Raw genomic sequence first — 13,731 nt, 5'->3', positions numbered from 1 at the left:
CTCAGGCCGCGTCTTCCGCGTCCAGCCCGTAGGCGGTGTGGAGCACGCGCACGGCCAGCTCGGTCTCGTCCTCGTCGATCATCACACTGACCTTGATCTCGGAAGTAGTGATCGCCTGGATGTTGATGCCTCTGTCCGCCAGCGCGCGGAACATGTCGCTCGCCACGCCCGCGTGGCTCTTCATGCCCACGCCCACGACGCTGATCTTCGCGATGTGGCTGTCGGTGATGATCCGGTTGTAGCCGATCGATTCGCGCTTGTCCTCCAGCAGGGCCTGCGCGCGCGCGAGGTCGGTCTGGGGGATCGTGAAGGTCACGTCGGTCTCGCCCTTGTCGCGGCCCACGTTCTGGATGATCATGTCGACATTGATGCTGGCCTCCGCCAGCGGGCCGAAGATTTCCGCCACCGCGCCCGGCTTGTCGGGCACGCGAGTGAGGATGATCTTGGCTTCGTTCTTGTCGTGCGCGATGCCGGTGACGAGCTTGCGTTCCATAAGTCCCTCTTCGACCATCCGCTCCATTTCTTCCTCGGAAACGATCAGTGTGCCCGGCAGATCGTCCGCCGGGGTCGCATCGTCGTCCACGAAGCTGGAGAGAACCTGTATCCTGACGCCTTCCTTCATCGCGAGGCTGACAGAGCGGGTCTGCAAAACCTTCGCGCCGACGGAAGCGAGTTCGAGCATTTCCTCGTAGGTCACCGCCTTCAGCTTGCGCGCCTTGGCGACGATGCGGGGGTCGGTGGTGTAGACCCCGTCGACATCGGTGTAGATGTCGCAGCGGTCGGCCTTGACCGCCGCCGCGACCGCGACCGCGCTGGTGTCCGACCCGCCGCGGCCGAGCGTGGTGACACGGCCCGCGTCGCTCAGCCCCTGGAAACCGGGGATTACCGCGATCGTGCCTTCGGCCATGCTGGCGAGCAGGGCCTCGCTGTCGATCGAATCGACCCGCGCCTTGGCATGCGCCTCGATCGTGCGGACCGGCAATTGCCAGCCGAGCCAGCTGCGCGCCTTTGCCCCAAGCGATTGCAGCGTCAGCGCCAGCAGGCCGGAAGTGACCTGTTCGCCGCTCGCCACGACCACGTCGTATTCCGCCGGGTCGTAGAGCGCGTGGGCCTCGCGCGCGAAGTTGACCAGCCGGTCGGTCTCGCCCGCCATCGCGGAGACGACCACCGCGACCTCGTTCGCCGCGCCGCCGTCCTTGGGGGCCGCCTGCTTGCGCACGATCTGCGCCACACGCCGAATGCGCTCGGTCCCCGCCATCGAGGTGCCGCCGAATTTCATCACGATCCGCGCCAAGGGCGAAGCCTTCCTCGCTGGTGCCACTTTCGGCGCGGTGTTAGGGAGGGCGCATGAGCGATGCAACAGCAACCATTCGCCCCGATGAAGCAGCCCATTTCGGCGCGCTGGCCGCGGACTGGTGGGACCCGAAGGGTTCCTCCGCCATGCTCCACCGATTGAACCCGGTGCGGCTGGGCTTCGTGAGGGACGCGATCGACCGCCACTGGGGCGGCGATATCGAGAGCGTATCGCCGCTTGTCCGCAAGAGCGCGGTGGATGTCGGCTGCGGCGCGGGCCTGCTGTGCGAGCCCCTTTCCCGGCTCGGTGCCGAGGTGACAGGCGTCGATGCCGCGCCCGAGAACGTGGCGGCAGCTAGCGCTCATGCCGAGGCGGCGGGGCTCGACATTCGCTACATGGCGGGCGAGATCGGCGCGTTGGATCTCGGCACCTTCGATCTCGTCACCTGCATGGAGGTGATCGAGCATGTCGCGGACAAGCCTGCCTTTATCGCTGCGCTCAACGCCAAGCTTGCCGATGATGGCCTCCTGATCCTATCCACGCCCAACCGCACCGCGGCCAGCCGCGTGTTGCTGGTCGGCGCGGCGGAAGCGGTCGGTGCGGTGCCGAGGGGCACGCACCACTGGGACGACTTCGTAACGCCGGAAGAGCTGGGGGCGTTGATCGCGGAGGCGGGCCTCACCGTGACCGCCACGCGGGGCATCGCCTACCGCCCCGGCAAGGGTCTGCACCTGAGCGACGACATGAGCCTCAACTACATCCTTGCGGCGCGACGAGCTTAGGCACCCGACTCGTCATTGCGAGGAGCCGCAGGCGACGCGGCAATCCAGAGCGGCAAGTGCGGCGCTGGAGGCTCTGGATTGCCGCGCCCGCGTTCGCGGGCTCGCAATGACGAAGGATGCGATTACTTCCCCCGCACCAGCCCCGGATCGTCGGTGAAGTAACCGTCGACCCCCGCATCCTTCAGCCGCTTCACCAGACCCCGAATGTCGCCCACGCCATCCTGGCTCGCGTCGGAGCGTAGCGAGGGCGGCAGGAAGACGTTTTCCTTGCGCACGGTCCACGGGTGAACCTTGAGGCCCGCCGCGTGGGCATCGCGCACCAGATCGGTGGCTGTGCCAACATCGTTCAGTACATGGCCCATCCATGGTCCGATCCCGTCGGCATAGGTCGCCACTTCGGCCAGGCCCGAGGGTGTCATCATGCTTGCCCAGGTCATGCCCGGTTCGTCGAACGGGCCGCCTTCGGGCCGGATCAGCAGGATCAGCGGGGTGTCGATCATCTTGTCGAGCCGCTGGAGCGGGGTGACGTCGAACACCTGCACGAACACATCCGCATCCGCGCCGTCGAGCCCTTCCTTCTTGAGCTGGCGGACCAGCAGATCGACCGTGTCGATGCCCGTTTCCTGCAGCAGCCATGTGGGGTGCTTGAGTTCGGGATAGATGCCGATCTTGCGCCCGGTTTCGGCTTCCTTGGCGCGCTTCAAGGCGATGATATCGGCAAAGGTGGGCACCTGATACAGCCCGTCGAACCGCGCATTCGCCGGGCGCAGCGCGGGCATCCGCTCCTTCGCGCGCAGCGTCTGCAATTCGGCGAGCGTGAAGTCTTCCGCGAACCAGCCGTTGATCAGATCGCCCTCGACATCCTTGGTCCGGCGGCGGTCGGCGAATTCGGGATGATCGGCGACATCGGTGGTTTCGCTGATGTCGTTCTCGTGCCGGGCGACGAGCACCAGATCCTTGGTCACCACCAGATCGGGCTCGATATAGTCGGCGCCTTCGTCGATCGCGCGCTCGTAGCTCGCAAGCGTATGCTCGGGCCGTTCGCCGCTCGCCCCGCGATGCGCGATCACCAGCATGTCGCCATCGGCGTTTACGGGCGTGAGGTCAGTCACGGGCTGTCCCATTGCGGCGACAGGCGCCAGCATGATTGCAATCCCGGCAAGCCATTTCAGCACAGTGCATCCTTCCATTCCGCTTCCTTGAACCCGACCAGAAAGCCGGTTCCATATTCGAGTACCGGCCGCTTAATCAGGCTCGGATGTTGCACCATCAAGGCAATCGCCTTTTCGCGGGTCAAATCGGCCTTGTCGCCCTCGTCGAGCTTGCGAAAGGTGGTCCCGCGCCTGTTGAGCAGCACTTCCCATCCGGCGGCATCGGCCCAGCCGCCGACCTCGCCCGCATCCGGTGCATCCTTCTTGAAGTCGCGGAAGCTGTGGTCGAGCTCCTGCGCCTCCAGCCACTTCCTCGCCTTCCTCACCGTATCGCAGTTGGGAATACCGTTGATCGTGATCGTCATGAATTCTCGCTCGAATCGAATGTGCTCACCTGCGGATCGAGGCAGGTGAACATCGTGTATTGGGCATAGTGGCTCTTCCTGCCTTCGCCCTGAACGGTCGCATGGTCGGGATGGCAACGCCACGCCTTCGCCGCCTCGCGCGTCGCCCATTCGGAAATGGTGACCGTCTCGCCGTCCTCGGCGGCGTAGGTTTTCACCGCGAGGAAGCCGGGCTGCTCACTCGCCAGCGCCTCCATCGCTGCGGCATGTTCGGAATAGGCTGCCGCGTCATACCCGGCGCGTTTGCGGCTGCGGAAGACGACGAGGTACATCGGCGCTAGTTCACACCCGGCGAGGCTCGCCTGACACACCTGACACAGTGTCCAGAGACAGAAAAAACGGCGCTGGCAACGGAGCCAGAAAGTGCCTGATCCCGACGAGCAAAAAGGCGGAGCGACATGCCCCGCCTTCTAGCGCGCTGTGACAGCGTAGGACAGAGCCCACCTCGCCTTGTCGCTGGTGGGCGCGGGTAGAAAACCCGCTGCGGCCTCAGCCCAGGCGGAAGTCGACAATCCGGCCCGACGAATCGAAGCGGCAGGTGAACTGGTCGCGTCGGCGATCGCGATTGTCGATGTCGCCCTGCACCGTGAAGACGCCGCGGTCGCGCTCTTCGGCGTAGGTGATCCGGATGCGGCCATAACGGCTCGCCTCGCGCCCGCAGGCGTTCACCGCCGCACGTTCGAACTCGCCGTCGTTGCGGTAGGATTAGCCGTACTGGCCGCCATAATTGCCGTAACTGCCGCCATAGCCATCGCCGTAACCATCGTCGTAGCCGTAGCCGTCGCCATACCCGTAGGCACAGCCGCCCAGTGCGATGGCGCCTGCAAAAAGAACGGACAGGGTCAGTTGTTTGCGCATGGATTCTCTCCGGTATTGACGCGAGACCACCATCCTCGCCGGTTGCAAGGGACTCTACGGTCGGAGATTTGTCGCGTTCCCGAGGGGCCTTGCGAGCCCTAGCGAGAATGCGCGTCGGCGATCGCCACGGCCAGCGCGTCGGCCGCGTCGGCACCGGCCACCTGCGCACCGGGCAGCAGCACTTTCAGCATCGCCTGCACCTGCGTTTTCTCGGCAGCGCCCGTGCCGACGACCGCTTTCTTGACGCTGCGCGGGGAATGTTCGCGCACTTCGAGCCCCGCTGCGCCGCACGCCGCCAGCACCGCGCCGCGCGCCTGTGCCAGTTTCAGCGTCGATTGCGGGTTCTTGTTGACGAAGACTTCCTCGCACGCGGCACGATCGGGCGCATGCGCAACGATTACAGCCGCCAGTTCGCGCTGAATTTGCGCCAGCCGATCGGCCATCGGCGCTTTCGCATCGGTCGCGATCTGGCCGTTGGCGATGTGCGACAGGCGCGATCCCTCCGCACGGATCACCCCCCAGCCGGTGCAGGAAAGCGAGGGATCGAGGCCGAGGATGATGGTCATAACATAAACCCTCCCGCTCGCGGGAGGGTCGCGAGACTTGGCGAGCCCACGGCGAGACTTAGTCGTAGCGGGGTGGGCTCTCGCGAGCCCATGCCCACCCCAAGCCCCTCCCGCAAGCGGGAGGGGAGCGGTCTGGCCTAGTCCAGCTTTTCCATCACCTCGTCGGAGATGTCGTAATTGCCCCAGACGGTCTGGACGTCGTCGTCATCGTCGAGCGCGTCGATCAGCTTGAGCAGCGTGCCCGCATTGCCTTCGTCCATGTCGACCGTGAGGTTGGGTTTCCACGCCAGCTTGACGGTCTCTGCCGAGCCGAGCGATTTTTCGAGCGCTTCGGCGACCGCATGCAGATCGTCCGGCGCGGTCCAGATTTCGTGGCCGTCATCGGTGCTGGCGATGTCTTCCGCGCCCGCTTCCATCGCGGCTTCGAGCACCTTTTCCTCGTCGCCCGCGTCGGCGGGGTAGACGATCAGGCCGAGCCGTTCGAACCCGTGCGCAACCGAGCCTTCGGTGCCCAGGTTGCCGCCGTTCTTGCTGAACGCGGTGCGGATATTGGTGGCGGTGCGGTTGCGGTTGTCGGTCAGCGCCTCGACGATGATCGCGCTGCCGCCGGGGCCGTAGCCTTCGTAGCGCACTTCCTCGTAGTTATCGCCGTCATTGGCCGACGCCTTGTCGATCGCGCGCTGGATATTGTCCTTCGGCATGGACTGCGCTTTCGCGGCGTTGACTGCCAGGCGCAGGCGCGGGTTCATGTCCGGATCGGGCATGCCCATCTTCGCCGCGACGGTAATTTCGCGGCTGAGCTTGGAAAACAGGTTGGACCGCTTTTTGTCCTGCGCACCCTTGCGGTGCATGATGTTCTTGAATTTGGAATGGCCTGCCATTTTGATCCCAGACGGTAGATTATTTCCGGCCCCTACGTGGGGCCGTCTCTACTTCAGCCGTTAGCCAAAGCAGGTTGGAGCGGCAACCATCGCTTAATAGATGGAAGATAGCATGGCGAAATGGGCTTCGGCAGCAAAGGCAAGCGGATCCGGCACGAACTTGCGCAGGCGCAGGGTTTCAAGTGCTTCTACTGCAAGCGTCGGTTCGGAGCCAAGGGCACGCCGCTCGCCGCAACGATAGAGCATCGCATAGCGCTGATGGATGGCGGCACGAATGCGCGCGCCAATCTCGTCGCGGCCTGCCTACACTGCAACCAGCATCGCGGGCGACAAATGAACGCCGCCCGCCAGAGCCAACGAGCAACTCAGAGTCGCACCGCCGTGCCGCTCGCACTCACCATCAGCATCGATCCGGTATCGCCGATCACCTCGTAATCGAGATCGACGCCGACCACCGCGTTCGCGCCCAGCTTCTGCGCCTCCGCCTGCATCTCCTCGATCGCGTCGTGGCGCGCCTGCTTGAGCACCTTCTCATAGGAGCCCGCACGCCCGCCCACGATGTCGCGTATTCCGGCGAACAGGTCGCGGAACATGTTCGCGCCGATGATCGCCTCGCCCGTCACGATGCCGAGGTATTCCTGCACCGGGCGCCCTTCGACGGTGGGCGTGGTGGTGACGATGGTGCCGGTTTCGGCGGTCCTCCACGGGCTAGCCATTGACGATGATTCCTCCGTTCGGGTGCAGTACCTGGCCCGACATATAGGACGAATCCTCGCACGCAAGGAACAGGAATGCGGGCGCGACCTCGTTGGGCTGGCCTGGGCGGCCCATCGGCGTGTCCTCCCCGAAATCGTCCATGTTCTCGGGCGGCTGACCGCCCATCGGGTTGAGCGGGGTCCAGATCGGCCCCGGCGCGACCGCGTTCACGCGGATGCCGTCTTCGATCAGGTTCTCGGACAGCGAGCGGGTGAAGGCGGTAATCGCGCCCTTGGTGGCGCTGTAGTCGAGCAGGATCGGCGCACCCTTGTACATCGTCACGCTGGTGCAGTTCACGATCGCCGCGCCCTTCTTCAGGTGCGGGCGCGCGGCCTGTACGAGGTAGAACTGGCTGAAGATATTGGTCTGGAACGTGCGCTGGAGCTGCTGCGCGGTAATGTCGGTCACATCCTCGTCGGGATGCTGCTCGCCCGCATTGTTGACCAGCACGTCGAGCGTGCCGAAGCGGTCGATCACCGCATCGACCAGCCCCTTGCAATGGTCCGGATCGCCAAGATCGCCCGCCGACAGCATGACCTCGGCCCCCTCGGCCTCGCACGCCGCGCGCGTGATGTGCGCATCGTCATGCTCTTCGAGATAGGCGATGGCGACATTCGCACCCTCGCGCGCGAACAGCACCGCAACCGCACGGCCGATCCCGCTGTCGGCACCTGTGACGAGCGCGGTCTTGCCCTTCAGCCGGCCCGACCCGGGATAGCGCGGCTGCCACTGCGGCTTCTGGTCGAGGTCGGTCTCGTGCCCCGGCATCCGGGGCTCTTCGGAGGTTTCGGGAACGAAGGCGGTGTCGGTTTCGGTCGGCTGCGTCATCGGGCATCGTCCTTGAAAAGAGGGAGTTTCCCTCTTTCAAGTAGCGCCCGTCCCGATGGGTTCCGTCACCCGCTTATGTTAAGCCGCGCTCCGTCAGCCCAGGCCCAGTGCCGCCTTGTAGGTATCGAGCACCATTTCCATTTCGCTGCGATCGTCGGGCTTCATCTTCCTGAGGCGCACGACCTGGCGCATGATCTTGGGATCGTAACCGACCGCCTTGGCTTCGGCGTAGACGTCGCGGATGTCGTCGGCGATGCCCTTCTTTTCTTCTTCGAGGCGTTCGATGCGCTCGATCAGCAGGCGCAGGCGGTCGTCGGTGGCTTCGGCCATGATGGTCTCCAGTGTTTTTTGAGAATCGGTTGGCCGCTCGGTAGCCAGCGACGCGGCCCGGGTGAACCCGGCGCGTGCCTAATCCACGCGATTCTTCTTCACGCTTTCTTCCATCGCGGCAATCTGCGCGTCGGTGGCGGGGCTCTGGCGGGTCGCCTTCCACTCTTCCTGCGGCATCCCGTGGATCAGTTCGCGCGCCGCCGCCTTGTCGTCCCCAAGATCGCCGGCATAACCCGCATCGCGAATCCAGTCCGCCAGGCAATTGCGGCAGAAGCCTGCGAGCCCCATCAGATCGATGTTCTGCGCATCGTGGCGATGGCGCAGGTGGCGCACCAGCCTTCTGAAAGCGGCAGCGGCGACGGCATCGTCGAGTTGCTCCAGCGGGTCGCTGCCATTGGCGGGCGCGGTGTGAGGCGCATTCGTATCCATCGCGATCATTCCTTGAGTTGCAACGCAGCCGTGCCATAGCAATGCGCTATGCCCAAGCTCGATCCGCGCAACCGCAAGGTGAAGATTCTCGCCACCATCGGCCCCGCCAGCCGTGACCCCGAAATGCTCCGCCGCCTGTTCAAGGCCGGGGTCGACGCCTTCCGCGTCAACATGAGCCACGGCGATCAGGCGACCCATGCGCAAACGATCGCCGCGATCCGTGCGCTGGAAAAGGAATTCGATCACCCGATCGCGATCCTCGCCGACCTGCAGGGGCCCAAGCTGCGCGTCGGCACGTTCAAGGATGGCAAGGCGGTGATCCGCCATTCGGGCCACTTCACGCTCGACACCAATCCCGAACCGGGCGACGAAACGCGCGTCCACCTCCCGCATCCCGAGCTGTTCGGGCTGCTCGAAAAGGGCCAGCGGCTGCTGATCAACGACGGCAAGATCCGCCTGAAAGTGATCCGGGCGGAAAAGGACGCGATCCTGTGTTCGGCCGAGGTCGGCGGGGTCATTTCGGACCGCAAGGGCGTCAACGTGCCCGACGCCGAGATCCCGATCCCCGCGCTGACCGACAAGGATCGCAGGGACCTCGCCTTCGCCTGCCAGCAGGGGGCGGACTGGATCGCATTGAGCTTCGTCCAGCGGCCCGAAGACGTCGCCGAGGCGCGCAAGCTGATGACGCCGACCGACGGGATGATGCCCGCGCTGTGCGCCAAGATCGAAAAGCCCAGCGCGGTGCGTCGCCTGGCCGAAATCGTCGACCTCTCTGACGGGATCATGGTCGCGCGCGGCGATCTGGGCGTGGAGCTCGATCCCGAAGACGTGCCGCCCCTGCAGAAGCGCATCGTCGACATGACCCGCCAGGCGGGCAAGCCAGTGATCGTGGCGACGCAGATGCTCGAATCGATGATCGAGAGCCCGGCGCCGACGCGCGCCGAAGTCTCCGACGTCGCCAACGCGGTGTACGACGGGGCCGATGCGGTGATGCTGTCGGCAGAGACGGCGGCGGGCGAATGGCCCGAGGAAACCGTGACGATCATGGACCGGATCGTCGCCAAGGTTGAGCATGATGAAAGCTACGCCGCGCGCATGCAGTTCCTCGAAACCAAGGCCGACCCGACCACTGCCGATGCGCTGAGCCACGCGTGCTCGACCATCGCGGCAACGGTTTCGGTCGCGGCGATCACCGTGTTCACCTTCAGCGGATCGACCGCACGGCGCGTCGCGCGCGAGCGGCCTTCGGTGCCGATGCTGGTGCTGACGCCGAGCATGCGGACCGCACGGCGCGTCGGACTGCTATGGGGCGCGCACGCGGTCGCGACCAAGGACATCGGCAGCTTCGAAGAGATGATCGCCAAGGGCAAGCGCATGGCGCTGCGCCACGGCTTCGGCAAGGCGGGCAGCAAGCTGATCGTGCTCGCGGGCGTGCCCTTCGGCACCCCGGGCAGCACCAACCTGCTGCACGTCGTCTCGCTCAGCGGGGACGAGTTGAAGGGGCGGTAAGGGCGCGATGCCCTGACGCAGTTAGAAGTCGCCGAAGTAGTCTTTCGGCTTTTCAAGAGTGCCCGCGTCGAGCTTGTCGCGGCACTCCTCGAACTTTGCCACCATCGGGCCGGAAGGCAGATGCATTCCGGTGGTCACCTCTGCGCCCTCGATTTCCATCATCGAAGTCGAGTGCTGCCGCATCTGCGCGTAAATGTAGGGGGTGATGTCGAATTTGACGAAGGGGACCACATCGCGCCCTCCCCTGGCGTCGATCAGGTGATCGCCGTCGCCGATCATTCCGCCGTACCAAATACGCACTCGGCGCGCGTTCGCGGCCTTCGTCCAGTGCGTATTGCGCAAGGTCACGTGATAACCCGACTTGTCGTATGTCAGCCTAAAGCTGCCCAGCGAATCATTGTTCATCAGGAAGCCCTGCGAAATCTGGCAATATTCGCCGTCGACCGGCTCGGCGTACCATTCGAATGCCATCGCCGGGCTGGACGCCATCGTTCCGGCCGCAAGAACTACAAGCATGGTCTTACTGGAAAATCCGGTCATTTGGCCACTCCCCCTCGAATGCGATGATATCCGAATTGCGCGTGGCTGGAATAGTCTTCGCAACATTTGTGTAGCGTATAAACGCGGCGCGGGAGGATTGCGCGGTGCGTCGCCTGTGCAGTAGGGTGCAATCAAGGCGCGGCCCGCGCCTCCTCCCTCCCGTCGGGGCAGCATTATCCATGCAGGGCGCTTTTCATCTGTCGAACCCTTTGGTTCGGGCACACGCATGAGGAGGGGTTGCGCGCATTTGCCCAGGCAGGAGGACAAGACATGCGACTCTCCCAACCGATCTACCAGCTGAAGCGCCGCGCGAAGCTGCTCGCGCGCGAGGCCGGAATACCGCTGCACGCAGCGCAGGACCGTATCGCACAAGGCGAAGGCTACGATACGTGGAGCCTGCTCTCGGCAAAGCGCGCCGAGGCAAGCCGTCCTGCGTCGATCCTGCCCGAACTTGCGGACGGCGATCTGGCACTGATCGCCGCACGCCCCCGGCAGGGCAAGACGCGGATCGGCCTGCAACTGCTGGTCGATGCCGTGCGCGCGGGCAGACGCGCGGTGTTCTTCACGCTGGAATTCACCGAGGCCCAGACGCTCGCCCTGCTGGCGGAGATGGGCGCGGGCGACGACCTGCCCGAAATTGTCGCGACCGACCATATCGACGCGGCGAGCATCGGTGAACACCTCGCCGGAGCGGCTCCCGGCAGCGTGGCGGTGATCGACTATCTGCAAGTGCTCGACCAGCGACGCGAAACGCCCGTGCTTGCAGATCAGCTCGCCAGCCTGCGCGACTTCGCGCGGACGAGCGGCGCGATCTTGGCATTCATCTCGCAGGTCGACCGCGCCTACGAACCGGCGGTCGCGCAGCTTCCCGGCCTCGCCAACCTGCGTATGCCCAATCCGGTGCCGCTCGACCTCTTTGCCAAGGCCTGCTTCACCCACGCAGGCGAAACGCAGGTGCAGGCGGTCTGCTAGCTATGTGCGCGTGGGGCGCTCAGTCCGTCCCCCGCTCGATCCCATCCAGAAACGCGCTCACATTCGCGCCCAGCGCATTGACCGCGTAGCCGCCTTCCATCACCACCAGCGTCGGCAGGTCGAGCGCGGCGATCGCCGCACCCATCGCAGTGTAATCTTCGCGCGCCAGCCTGAAATGCGAGATCGGATCCTCCGCGAAGGTATCCGCGCCGTAGGAGACGATCAGCAGGTCCGCGCCATGCGCGCGCACCGCCTCCAGCGCGGTCGCGAGCGCGGGCGCATAGCCCGTCCAGTCGGTGCCCTGCGGCAGTGGCAGGTTTAGCGTGGCGCCCGCCCCTTCACCCTCGCCTTGCTCGTCCGCGTGGCCCCAGTAGAACGGAAAATCGGTCTTCGGATCGGCGTGGATCGAGGCGAACAGCACCTCGCCGTCGCCATAGAAAATGTCCTGCGTGCCGTTGCCGTGGTGGTAATCGACATCGAGGATCGCAATCCGGCGGAGCCCACGCGCCTGCGCTGCTCGCGCGGCGATGGCGGCGTTGTTGAGGTAGCAATAGCCGCCCATGTAGTCCGCCCCGCAATGGTGGCCCGGCGGGCGGCACAGAGCCATCGCAGCCCGGTCGCCCGCCAGCACCGCGTCGAGCGCGGTCAGCGCGCTCTGCGCCCCTCCATAGGCAGCGGCCCAGGTATCGGCGGCAATCGGGGTCGACGCGTCCATCGAAAAGGCCCCGATCTTCGCATCGATCCGGTCGAGATCGAGCGGGCGCCTACCGACCACCGGGAAGACGTAGCCCATCGCATCGCCCTCGCGTCCGGCAGCCCGCCACAGCGCGTGGGCTTCGCGCAGGAACGCGACATAGGCGGGATCGTGAACCGCAAGGATCGGGTCGAGCCCGAAATCGCGCGCGGGTTCGCCCGGGCCCAGCTTCGCCAGCATGGCCTCAAGGCGCGAGGGGCATTCGGCGTAGTCCATCCAGCCGCCATTATGCAGTTCGCGCAGCGGCGCGTGGCGGGCTTGTGCCGGGTCGGAGAAATGCCTCACGCGGATGCCGCGCTGGCCAGCCGTGCACGCGCCTCATCCTCGCCGATCAGCGGAAGGAGTTCGCCCATGTCGGGGCCGTGGTCCATCCCGGTCAGCGCCTGCCGCAGCGGCAGGAACAGCGGCTTGCCCTTGCGCCCGGTGCGCTCTTTGAGCGTTGCGGTAAGCGTGCCCCACGGATTGTCCGACCATTCGAGCGCATCGGCGGCCTCTGCGAGAAAGGCGCGGTCGTCGGCGGAAAACTCGGGCTGTTCGATCGGCCCGGTGACCAGCCGCCACCATTCGGCGGCCTCGGACACATGCGACAGGTTGGGCCGGATCGCGTGCCAGCCGGCCTCGTCGATGCCGCCGGGCAGACGGTCCTTCACCTCGTCGAAATCGAGCTGGTGGACGATTGCTGCGTTCAGCCTTTCCAGCTCCGCCTCGTCGAACTTGGCAGGTGCGCGTCCGAAAGTGGCAAGATCGAACCCGTCGATCAGCACCCGCCGCTCGGCAATCGGCTCGACCGGCTGGCTGGTGCCCAACCGCGCCAGCAGCGAGAGGATGGCGGCAGGTTCGATGCCAGCCTCGCGCAGCGCCTCGCACGAGAGCGAGCCCAACCGCTTGGAGAGCTTGCCCTCCTTGCCCACCAGCAGCGCGGTGTGGCCGAGGTTGGGGAAACTGTCGACCACGTCGCAGTGATCGGGCCCCACCCCCGCCTGGTGCAACGCGCTGAACATCTGCACCTGGACCGCGGTGTTCGAGACATGGTCTTCGCCACGCAGCACGTAGGTGACACCCATGTCGAGATCGTCGACCACGCTCGGCAGCATGTAGAGCCAGCTGCCGTCGGCGCGGCGGATTACGGGATCGGAAAGCTGCGCGGGGTCGAATTTCTGCGGCCCGCGCACGGCGTCTTCCCAGTCGATGCGCTGTTCGCGATCGAGCTTGAACCGCCAGTGCGGCGATACCCCTTCGGCCTGCCTGGTCGCGCGTTCCTCGTCGGTCAGCTTCAGCGCAGCGCGGTCGTAGATCGGCGGCAGCCCGCGGCCCAGCGCAATCTTGCGCTTGAGTTCCAGTTCTTGCGCCGTCTCGTAGGCGGGATAGACCCTGCCTGCATCCTTCAGTTGTGCAAAGGCGTTCTCGTAAAGGTCGAGCCGCTCGGACTGGCGATATTCGGCATCGGGTTCGAGCCCCAGCCACGCCAAGTCTTCGCGGATTGCGTCGACATATTCCTCGCGGCTGCGCTCTGCATCCGTGTCGTCGATACGCAGGAGGAAGCGGCCCTGCCCATCCTCGTCGCCCTTGCGGGCCAGCAGCCAGTTATGCAGCGCGGTGCGCAGGTTGCCGACATGGAGCCGACCGGTGGGCGAAGGCGCGAAGCGGGTTACGATCATGGGCAGCAGCGCTACTCCT

Annotated in this window: 20 protein-coding genes; 4 read left to right on the top strand and 16 right to left on the bottom strand. The window is 65.4% G+C overall.

Features of this window, described 5'->3' with window-relative positions:
- Position 1: 1 nt before the first annotated feature.
- The gene (locus tag AAG591_RS07470; RefSeq protein WP_342530482.1) at positions 2-1,294 is read right to left on the bottom strand and encodes an aspartate kinase; all 1,293 of its coding nucleotides are present in this window, start codon (positions 1,292-1,294) and stop codon (positions 2-4) included.
- A gap of 53 nt (positions 1,295-1,347) precedes the next feature.
- Here AAG591_RS07470 and ubiG point away from each other — a divergent pair, with 53 nt between their 5' ends.
- The gene (gene ubiG, locus AAG591_RS07465; protein WP_342530481.1) at positions 1,348-2,076 is read left to right on the top strand and encodes a bifunctional 2-polyprenyl-6-hydroxyphenol methylase/3-demethylubiquinol 3-O-methyltransferase UbiG; all 729 of its coding nucleotides are present in this window, start codon (positions 1,348-1,350) and stop codon (positions 2,074-2,076) included.
- A 122-nt stretch (positions 2,077-2,198) separates the two neighbouring features.
- Here ubiG and AAG591_RS07460 read toward each other — a convergent pair whose 3' ends face one another.
- The 8 genes from AAG591_RS07460 to AAG591_RS07425 form a co-directional block, all read right to left on the bottom strand.
- Complete coding sequence (locus AAG591_RS07460; RefSeq protein ID WP_425341651.1) at positions 2,199-3,221, bottom strand: glycerophosphodiester phosphodiesterase; 1,023 nt, start codon at positions 3,219-3,221, stop codon at positions 2,199-2,201.
- A gap of 23 nt (positions 3,222-3,244) precedes the next feature.
- On the bottom strand, positions 3,245-3,592 hold the full coding sequence (locus AAG591_RS07455; RefSeq protein ID WP_342530480.1) for an arsenate reductase: 348 nt from the start codon (positions 3,590-3,592) through the stop codon (positions 3,245-3,247).
- Entirely contained in the window at positions 3,589-3,903 is a 315-nt protein-coding gene (locus AAG591_RS07450; RefSeq protein ID WP_342530479.1) for an antibiotic biosynthesis monooxygenase family protein, read from the bottom strand. The genes AAG591_RS07455 and AAG591_RS07450 overlap by 4 nt, the downstream gene beginning before the upstream one ends.
- Positions 3,904-4,120: 217 nt before the next feature.
- Positions 4,121-4,300: a hypothetical protein gene (locus tag AAG591_RS07445; protein ID WP_342530478.1), complete on the bottom strand. Its 180-nt coding sequence runs from the start codon at positions 4,298-4,300 to the stop codon at positions 4,121-4,123.
- Between the two features lie 36 nt (positions 4,301-4,336).
- Positions 4,337-4,489, bottom strand: coding sequence for a hypothetical protein (locus tag AAG591_RS07440; RefSeq protein WP_342530477.1), 153 nt, complete (start codon positions 4,487-4,489; stop codon positions 4,337-4,339).
- 98 nt (positions 4,490-4,587) lie between these two features.
- A complete protein-coding gene (ruvC, locus tag AAG591_RS07435) occupies positions 4,588-5,055 on the bottom strand; it encodes a crossover junction endodeoxyribonuclease RuvC (RefSeq protein WP_342530476.1) in 468 nt (155 codons plus the stop codon).
- A gap of 137 nt (positions 5,056-5,192) precedes the next feature.
- Positions 5,193-5,936 carry a YebC/PmpR family DNA-binding transcriptional regulator gene (locus AAG591_RS07430; protein ID WP_342530474.1) on the bottom strand — a complete coding sequence of 248 codons (744 nt, stop codon included), beginning with the start codon at positions 5,934-5,936 and terminating at the stop codon, positions 5,193-5,195.
- Between the two features lie 93 nt (positions 5,937-6,029).
- On the bottom strand, positions 6,030-6,182 hold the full coding sequence (locus AAG591_RS07425; RefSeq protein ID WP_342530472.1) for a hypothetical protein: 153 nt from the start codon (positions 6,180-6,182) through the stop codon (positions 6,030-6,032).
- On the opposite strand from AAG591_RS07425, the gene AAG591_RS15190 reads away from it, so the two are divergent.
- Entirely contained in the window at positions 6,174-6,371 is a 198-nt protein-coding gene (locus AAG591_RS15190; protein WP_425341650.1) for an HNH endonuclease, read from the top strand. The two genes, AAG591_RS07425 and AAG591_RS15190, sit on opposite strands and share 9 nt — an antisense overlap.
- On the opposite strand, the gene AAG591_RS07420 is transcribed toward AAG591_RS15190, so the two are convergent.
- The 4 genes from AAG591_RS07420 to AAG591_RS07405 form a co-directional block, all read right to left on the bottom strand.
- Positions 6,302-6,652 carry a YbjQ family protein gene (locus tag AAG591_RS07420; RefSeq protein ID WP_342530471.1) on the bottom strand — a complete coding sequence of 117 codons (351 nt, stop codon included), beginning with the start codon at positions 6,650-6,652 and terminating at the stop codon, positions 6,302-6,304. The two genes, AAG591_RS15190 and AAG591_RS07420, sit on opposite strands and share 70 nt — an antisense overlap.
- Positions 6,645-7,520: an SDR family oxidoreductase gene (locus tag AAG591_RS07415; protein ID WP_342530470.1), complete on the bottom strand. Its 876-nt coding sequence runs from the start codon at positions 7,518-7,520 to the stop codon at positions 6,645-6,647. The genes AAG591_RS07420 and AAG591_RS07415 overlap by 8 nt, the downstream gene beginning before the upstream one ends.
- A gap of 93 nt (positions 7,521-7,613) precedes the next feature.
- Entirely contained in the window at positions 7,614-7,850 is a 237-nt protein-coding gene (locus AAG591_RS07410) for a DUF2312 domain-containing protein (protein WP_160778189.1), read from the bottom strand.
- A 78-nt stretch (positions 7,851-7,928) separates the two neighbouring features.
- Entirely contained in the window at positions 7,929-8,279 is a 351-nt protein-coding gene (locus AAG591_RS07405; protein ID WP_342530469.1) for a DUF1244 domain-containing protein, read from the bottom strand.
- Positions 8,280-8,327: 48 nt separating this feature from the next.
- On the opposite strand from AAG591_RS07405, the gene pyk reads away from it, so the two are divergent.
- The gene (pyk, locus tag AAG591_RS07400) at positions 8,328-9,788 is read left to right on the top strand and encodes a pyruvate kinase (RefSeq protein ID WP_342530468.1); all 1,461 of its coding nucleotides are present in this window, start codon (positions 8,328-8,330) and stop codon (positions 9,786-9,788) included.
- A gap of 21 nt (positions 9,789-9,809) precedes the next feature.
- Here the strand turns inward: pyk and AAG591_RS07395 are convergent, their stop codons facing one another.
- Positions 9,810-10,328, bottom strand: a complete 519-nt coding sequence (locus tag AAG591_RS07395) for a hypothetical protein (protein WP_342530467.1) — start codon at positions 10,326-10,328, stop codon at positions 9,810-9,812.
- Between the two features lie 270 nt (positions 10,329-10,598).
- Between AAG591_RS07395 and AAG591_RS07390 the strand changes: the two genes are divergently transcribed.
- Positions 10,599-11,300, top strand: a complete 702-nt coding sequence (locus AAG591_RS07390; RefSeq protein ID WP_342530465.1) for a DNA helicase — start codon at positions 10,599-10,601, stop codon at positions 11,298-11,300.
- Positions 11,301-11,319: 19 nt separating this feature from the next.
- Here the strand turns inward: AAG591_RS07390 and AAG591_RS07385 are convergent, their stop codons facing one another.
- Together AAG591_RS07385 and AAG591_RS07380 are read right to left on the bottom strand one after the other, a co-directional pair.
- On the bottom strand, positions 11,320-12,339 hold the full coding sequence (locus AAG591_RS07385) for a histone deacetylase family protein (RefSeq protein ID WP_342530464.1): 1,020 nt from the start codon (positions 12,337-12,339) through the stop codon (positions 11,320-11,322).
- Positions 12,336-13,712 carry a glutamate--tRNA ligase gene (locus AAG591_RS07380; protein WP_342530463.1) on the bottom strand — a complete coding sequence of 459 codons (1,377 nt, stop codon included), beginning with the start codon at positions 13,710-13,712 and terminating at the stop codon, positions 12,336-12,338. Before AAG591_RS07380 ends, AAG591_RS07385 begins: the two co-directional genes overlap by 4 nt.
- Between the last annotated feature and the right edge of the window lie 19 nt (positions 13,713-13,731).

It is taken from the genome of Citromicrobium bathyomarinum (assembly GCF_038594485.1).
Classification (GTDB): Bacteria; Pseudomonadota; Alphaproteobacteria; order Sphingomonadales; family Sphingomonadaceae; genus Alteriqipengyuania; species Alteriqipengyuania bathyomarina_A.
The sequence above is the reverse complement of the archived record's forward strand: the minus strand, read 5'-3'. Positions and strand labels throughout refer to the sequence as shown.

Bases quoted from the DNA above. Each gene is read 5' to 3' on its own strand.
- ubiG (WP_342530481.1), top strand. From the start codon at position 1,348: ATGAGCGATGCAACAGCAACCATTCGCCCCGATGAAGCAGCCCATTTC.
- AAG591_RS07460 (WP_425341651.1), bottom strand. From the start codon at position 3,221: ATGCTGGCGCCTGTCGCCGCAATGGGACAGCCCGTGACTGACCTCACG.
- AAG591_RS07455 (WP_342530480.1), bottom strand. From the start codon at position 3,592: ATGACGATCACGATCAACGGTATTCCCAACTGCGATACGGTGAGGAAG.
- AAG591_RS07450 (WP_342530479.1), bottom strand. From the start codon at position 3,903: ATGTACCTCGTCGTCTTCCGCAGCCGCAAACGCGCCGGGTATGACGCG.
- AAG591_RS07440 (WP_342530477.1), bottom strand. From the start codon at position 4,489: ATGCGCAAACAACTGACCCTGTCCGTTCTTTTTGCAGGCGCCATCGCA.
- ruvC (WP_342530476.1), bottom strand. From the start codon at position 5,055: ATGACCATCATCCTCGGCCTCGATCCCTCGCTTTCCTGCACCGGCTGG.
- AAG591_RS07430 (WP_342530474.1), bottom strand. From the start codon at position 5,936: ATGGCAGGCCATTCCAAATTCAAGAACATCATGCACCGCAAGGGTGCG.
- AAG591_RS07425 (WP_342530472.1), bottom strand. From the start codon at position 6,182: ATGCTCTATCGTTGCGGCGAGCGGCGTGCCCTTGGCTCCGAACCGACG.
- AAG591_RS07420 (WP_342530471.1), bottom strand. From the start codon at position 6,652: ATGGCTAGCCCGTGGAGGACCGCCGAAACCGGCACCATCGTCACCACC.
- AAG591_RS07415 (WP_342530470.1), bottom strand. From the start codon at position 7,520: ATGACGCAGCCGACCGAAACCGACACCGCCTTCGTTCCCGAAACCTCC.
- AAG591_RS07410 (WP_160778189.1), bottom strand. From the start codon at position 7,850: ATGGCCGAAGCCACCGACGACCGCCTGCGCCTGCTGATCGAGCGCATC.
- AAG591_RS07405 (WP_342530469.1), bottom strand. From the start codon at position 8,279: ATGGATACGAATGCGCCTCACACCGCGCCCGCCAATGGCAGCGACCCG.
- pyk (WP_342530468.1), top strand. From the start codon at position 8,328: ATGCCCAAGCTCGATCCGCGCAACCGCAAGGTGAAGATTCTCGCCACC.
- AAG591_RS07395 (WP_342530467.1), bottom strand. From the start codon at position 10,328: ATGACCGGATTTTCCAGTAAGACCATGCTTGTAGTTCTTGCGGCCGGA.
- AAG591_RS07390 (WP_342530465.1), top strand. From the start codon at position 10,599: ATGCGACTCTCCCAACCGATCTACCAGCTGAAGCGCCGCGCGAAGCTG.
- AAG591_RS07380 (WP_342530463.1), bottom strand. From the start codon at position 13,712: ATGATCGTAACCCGCTTCGCGCCTTCGCCCACCGGTCGGCTCCATGTC.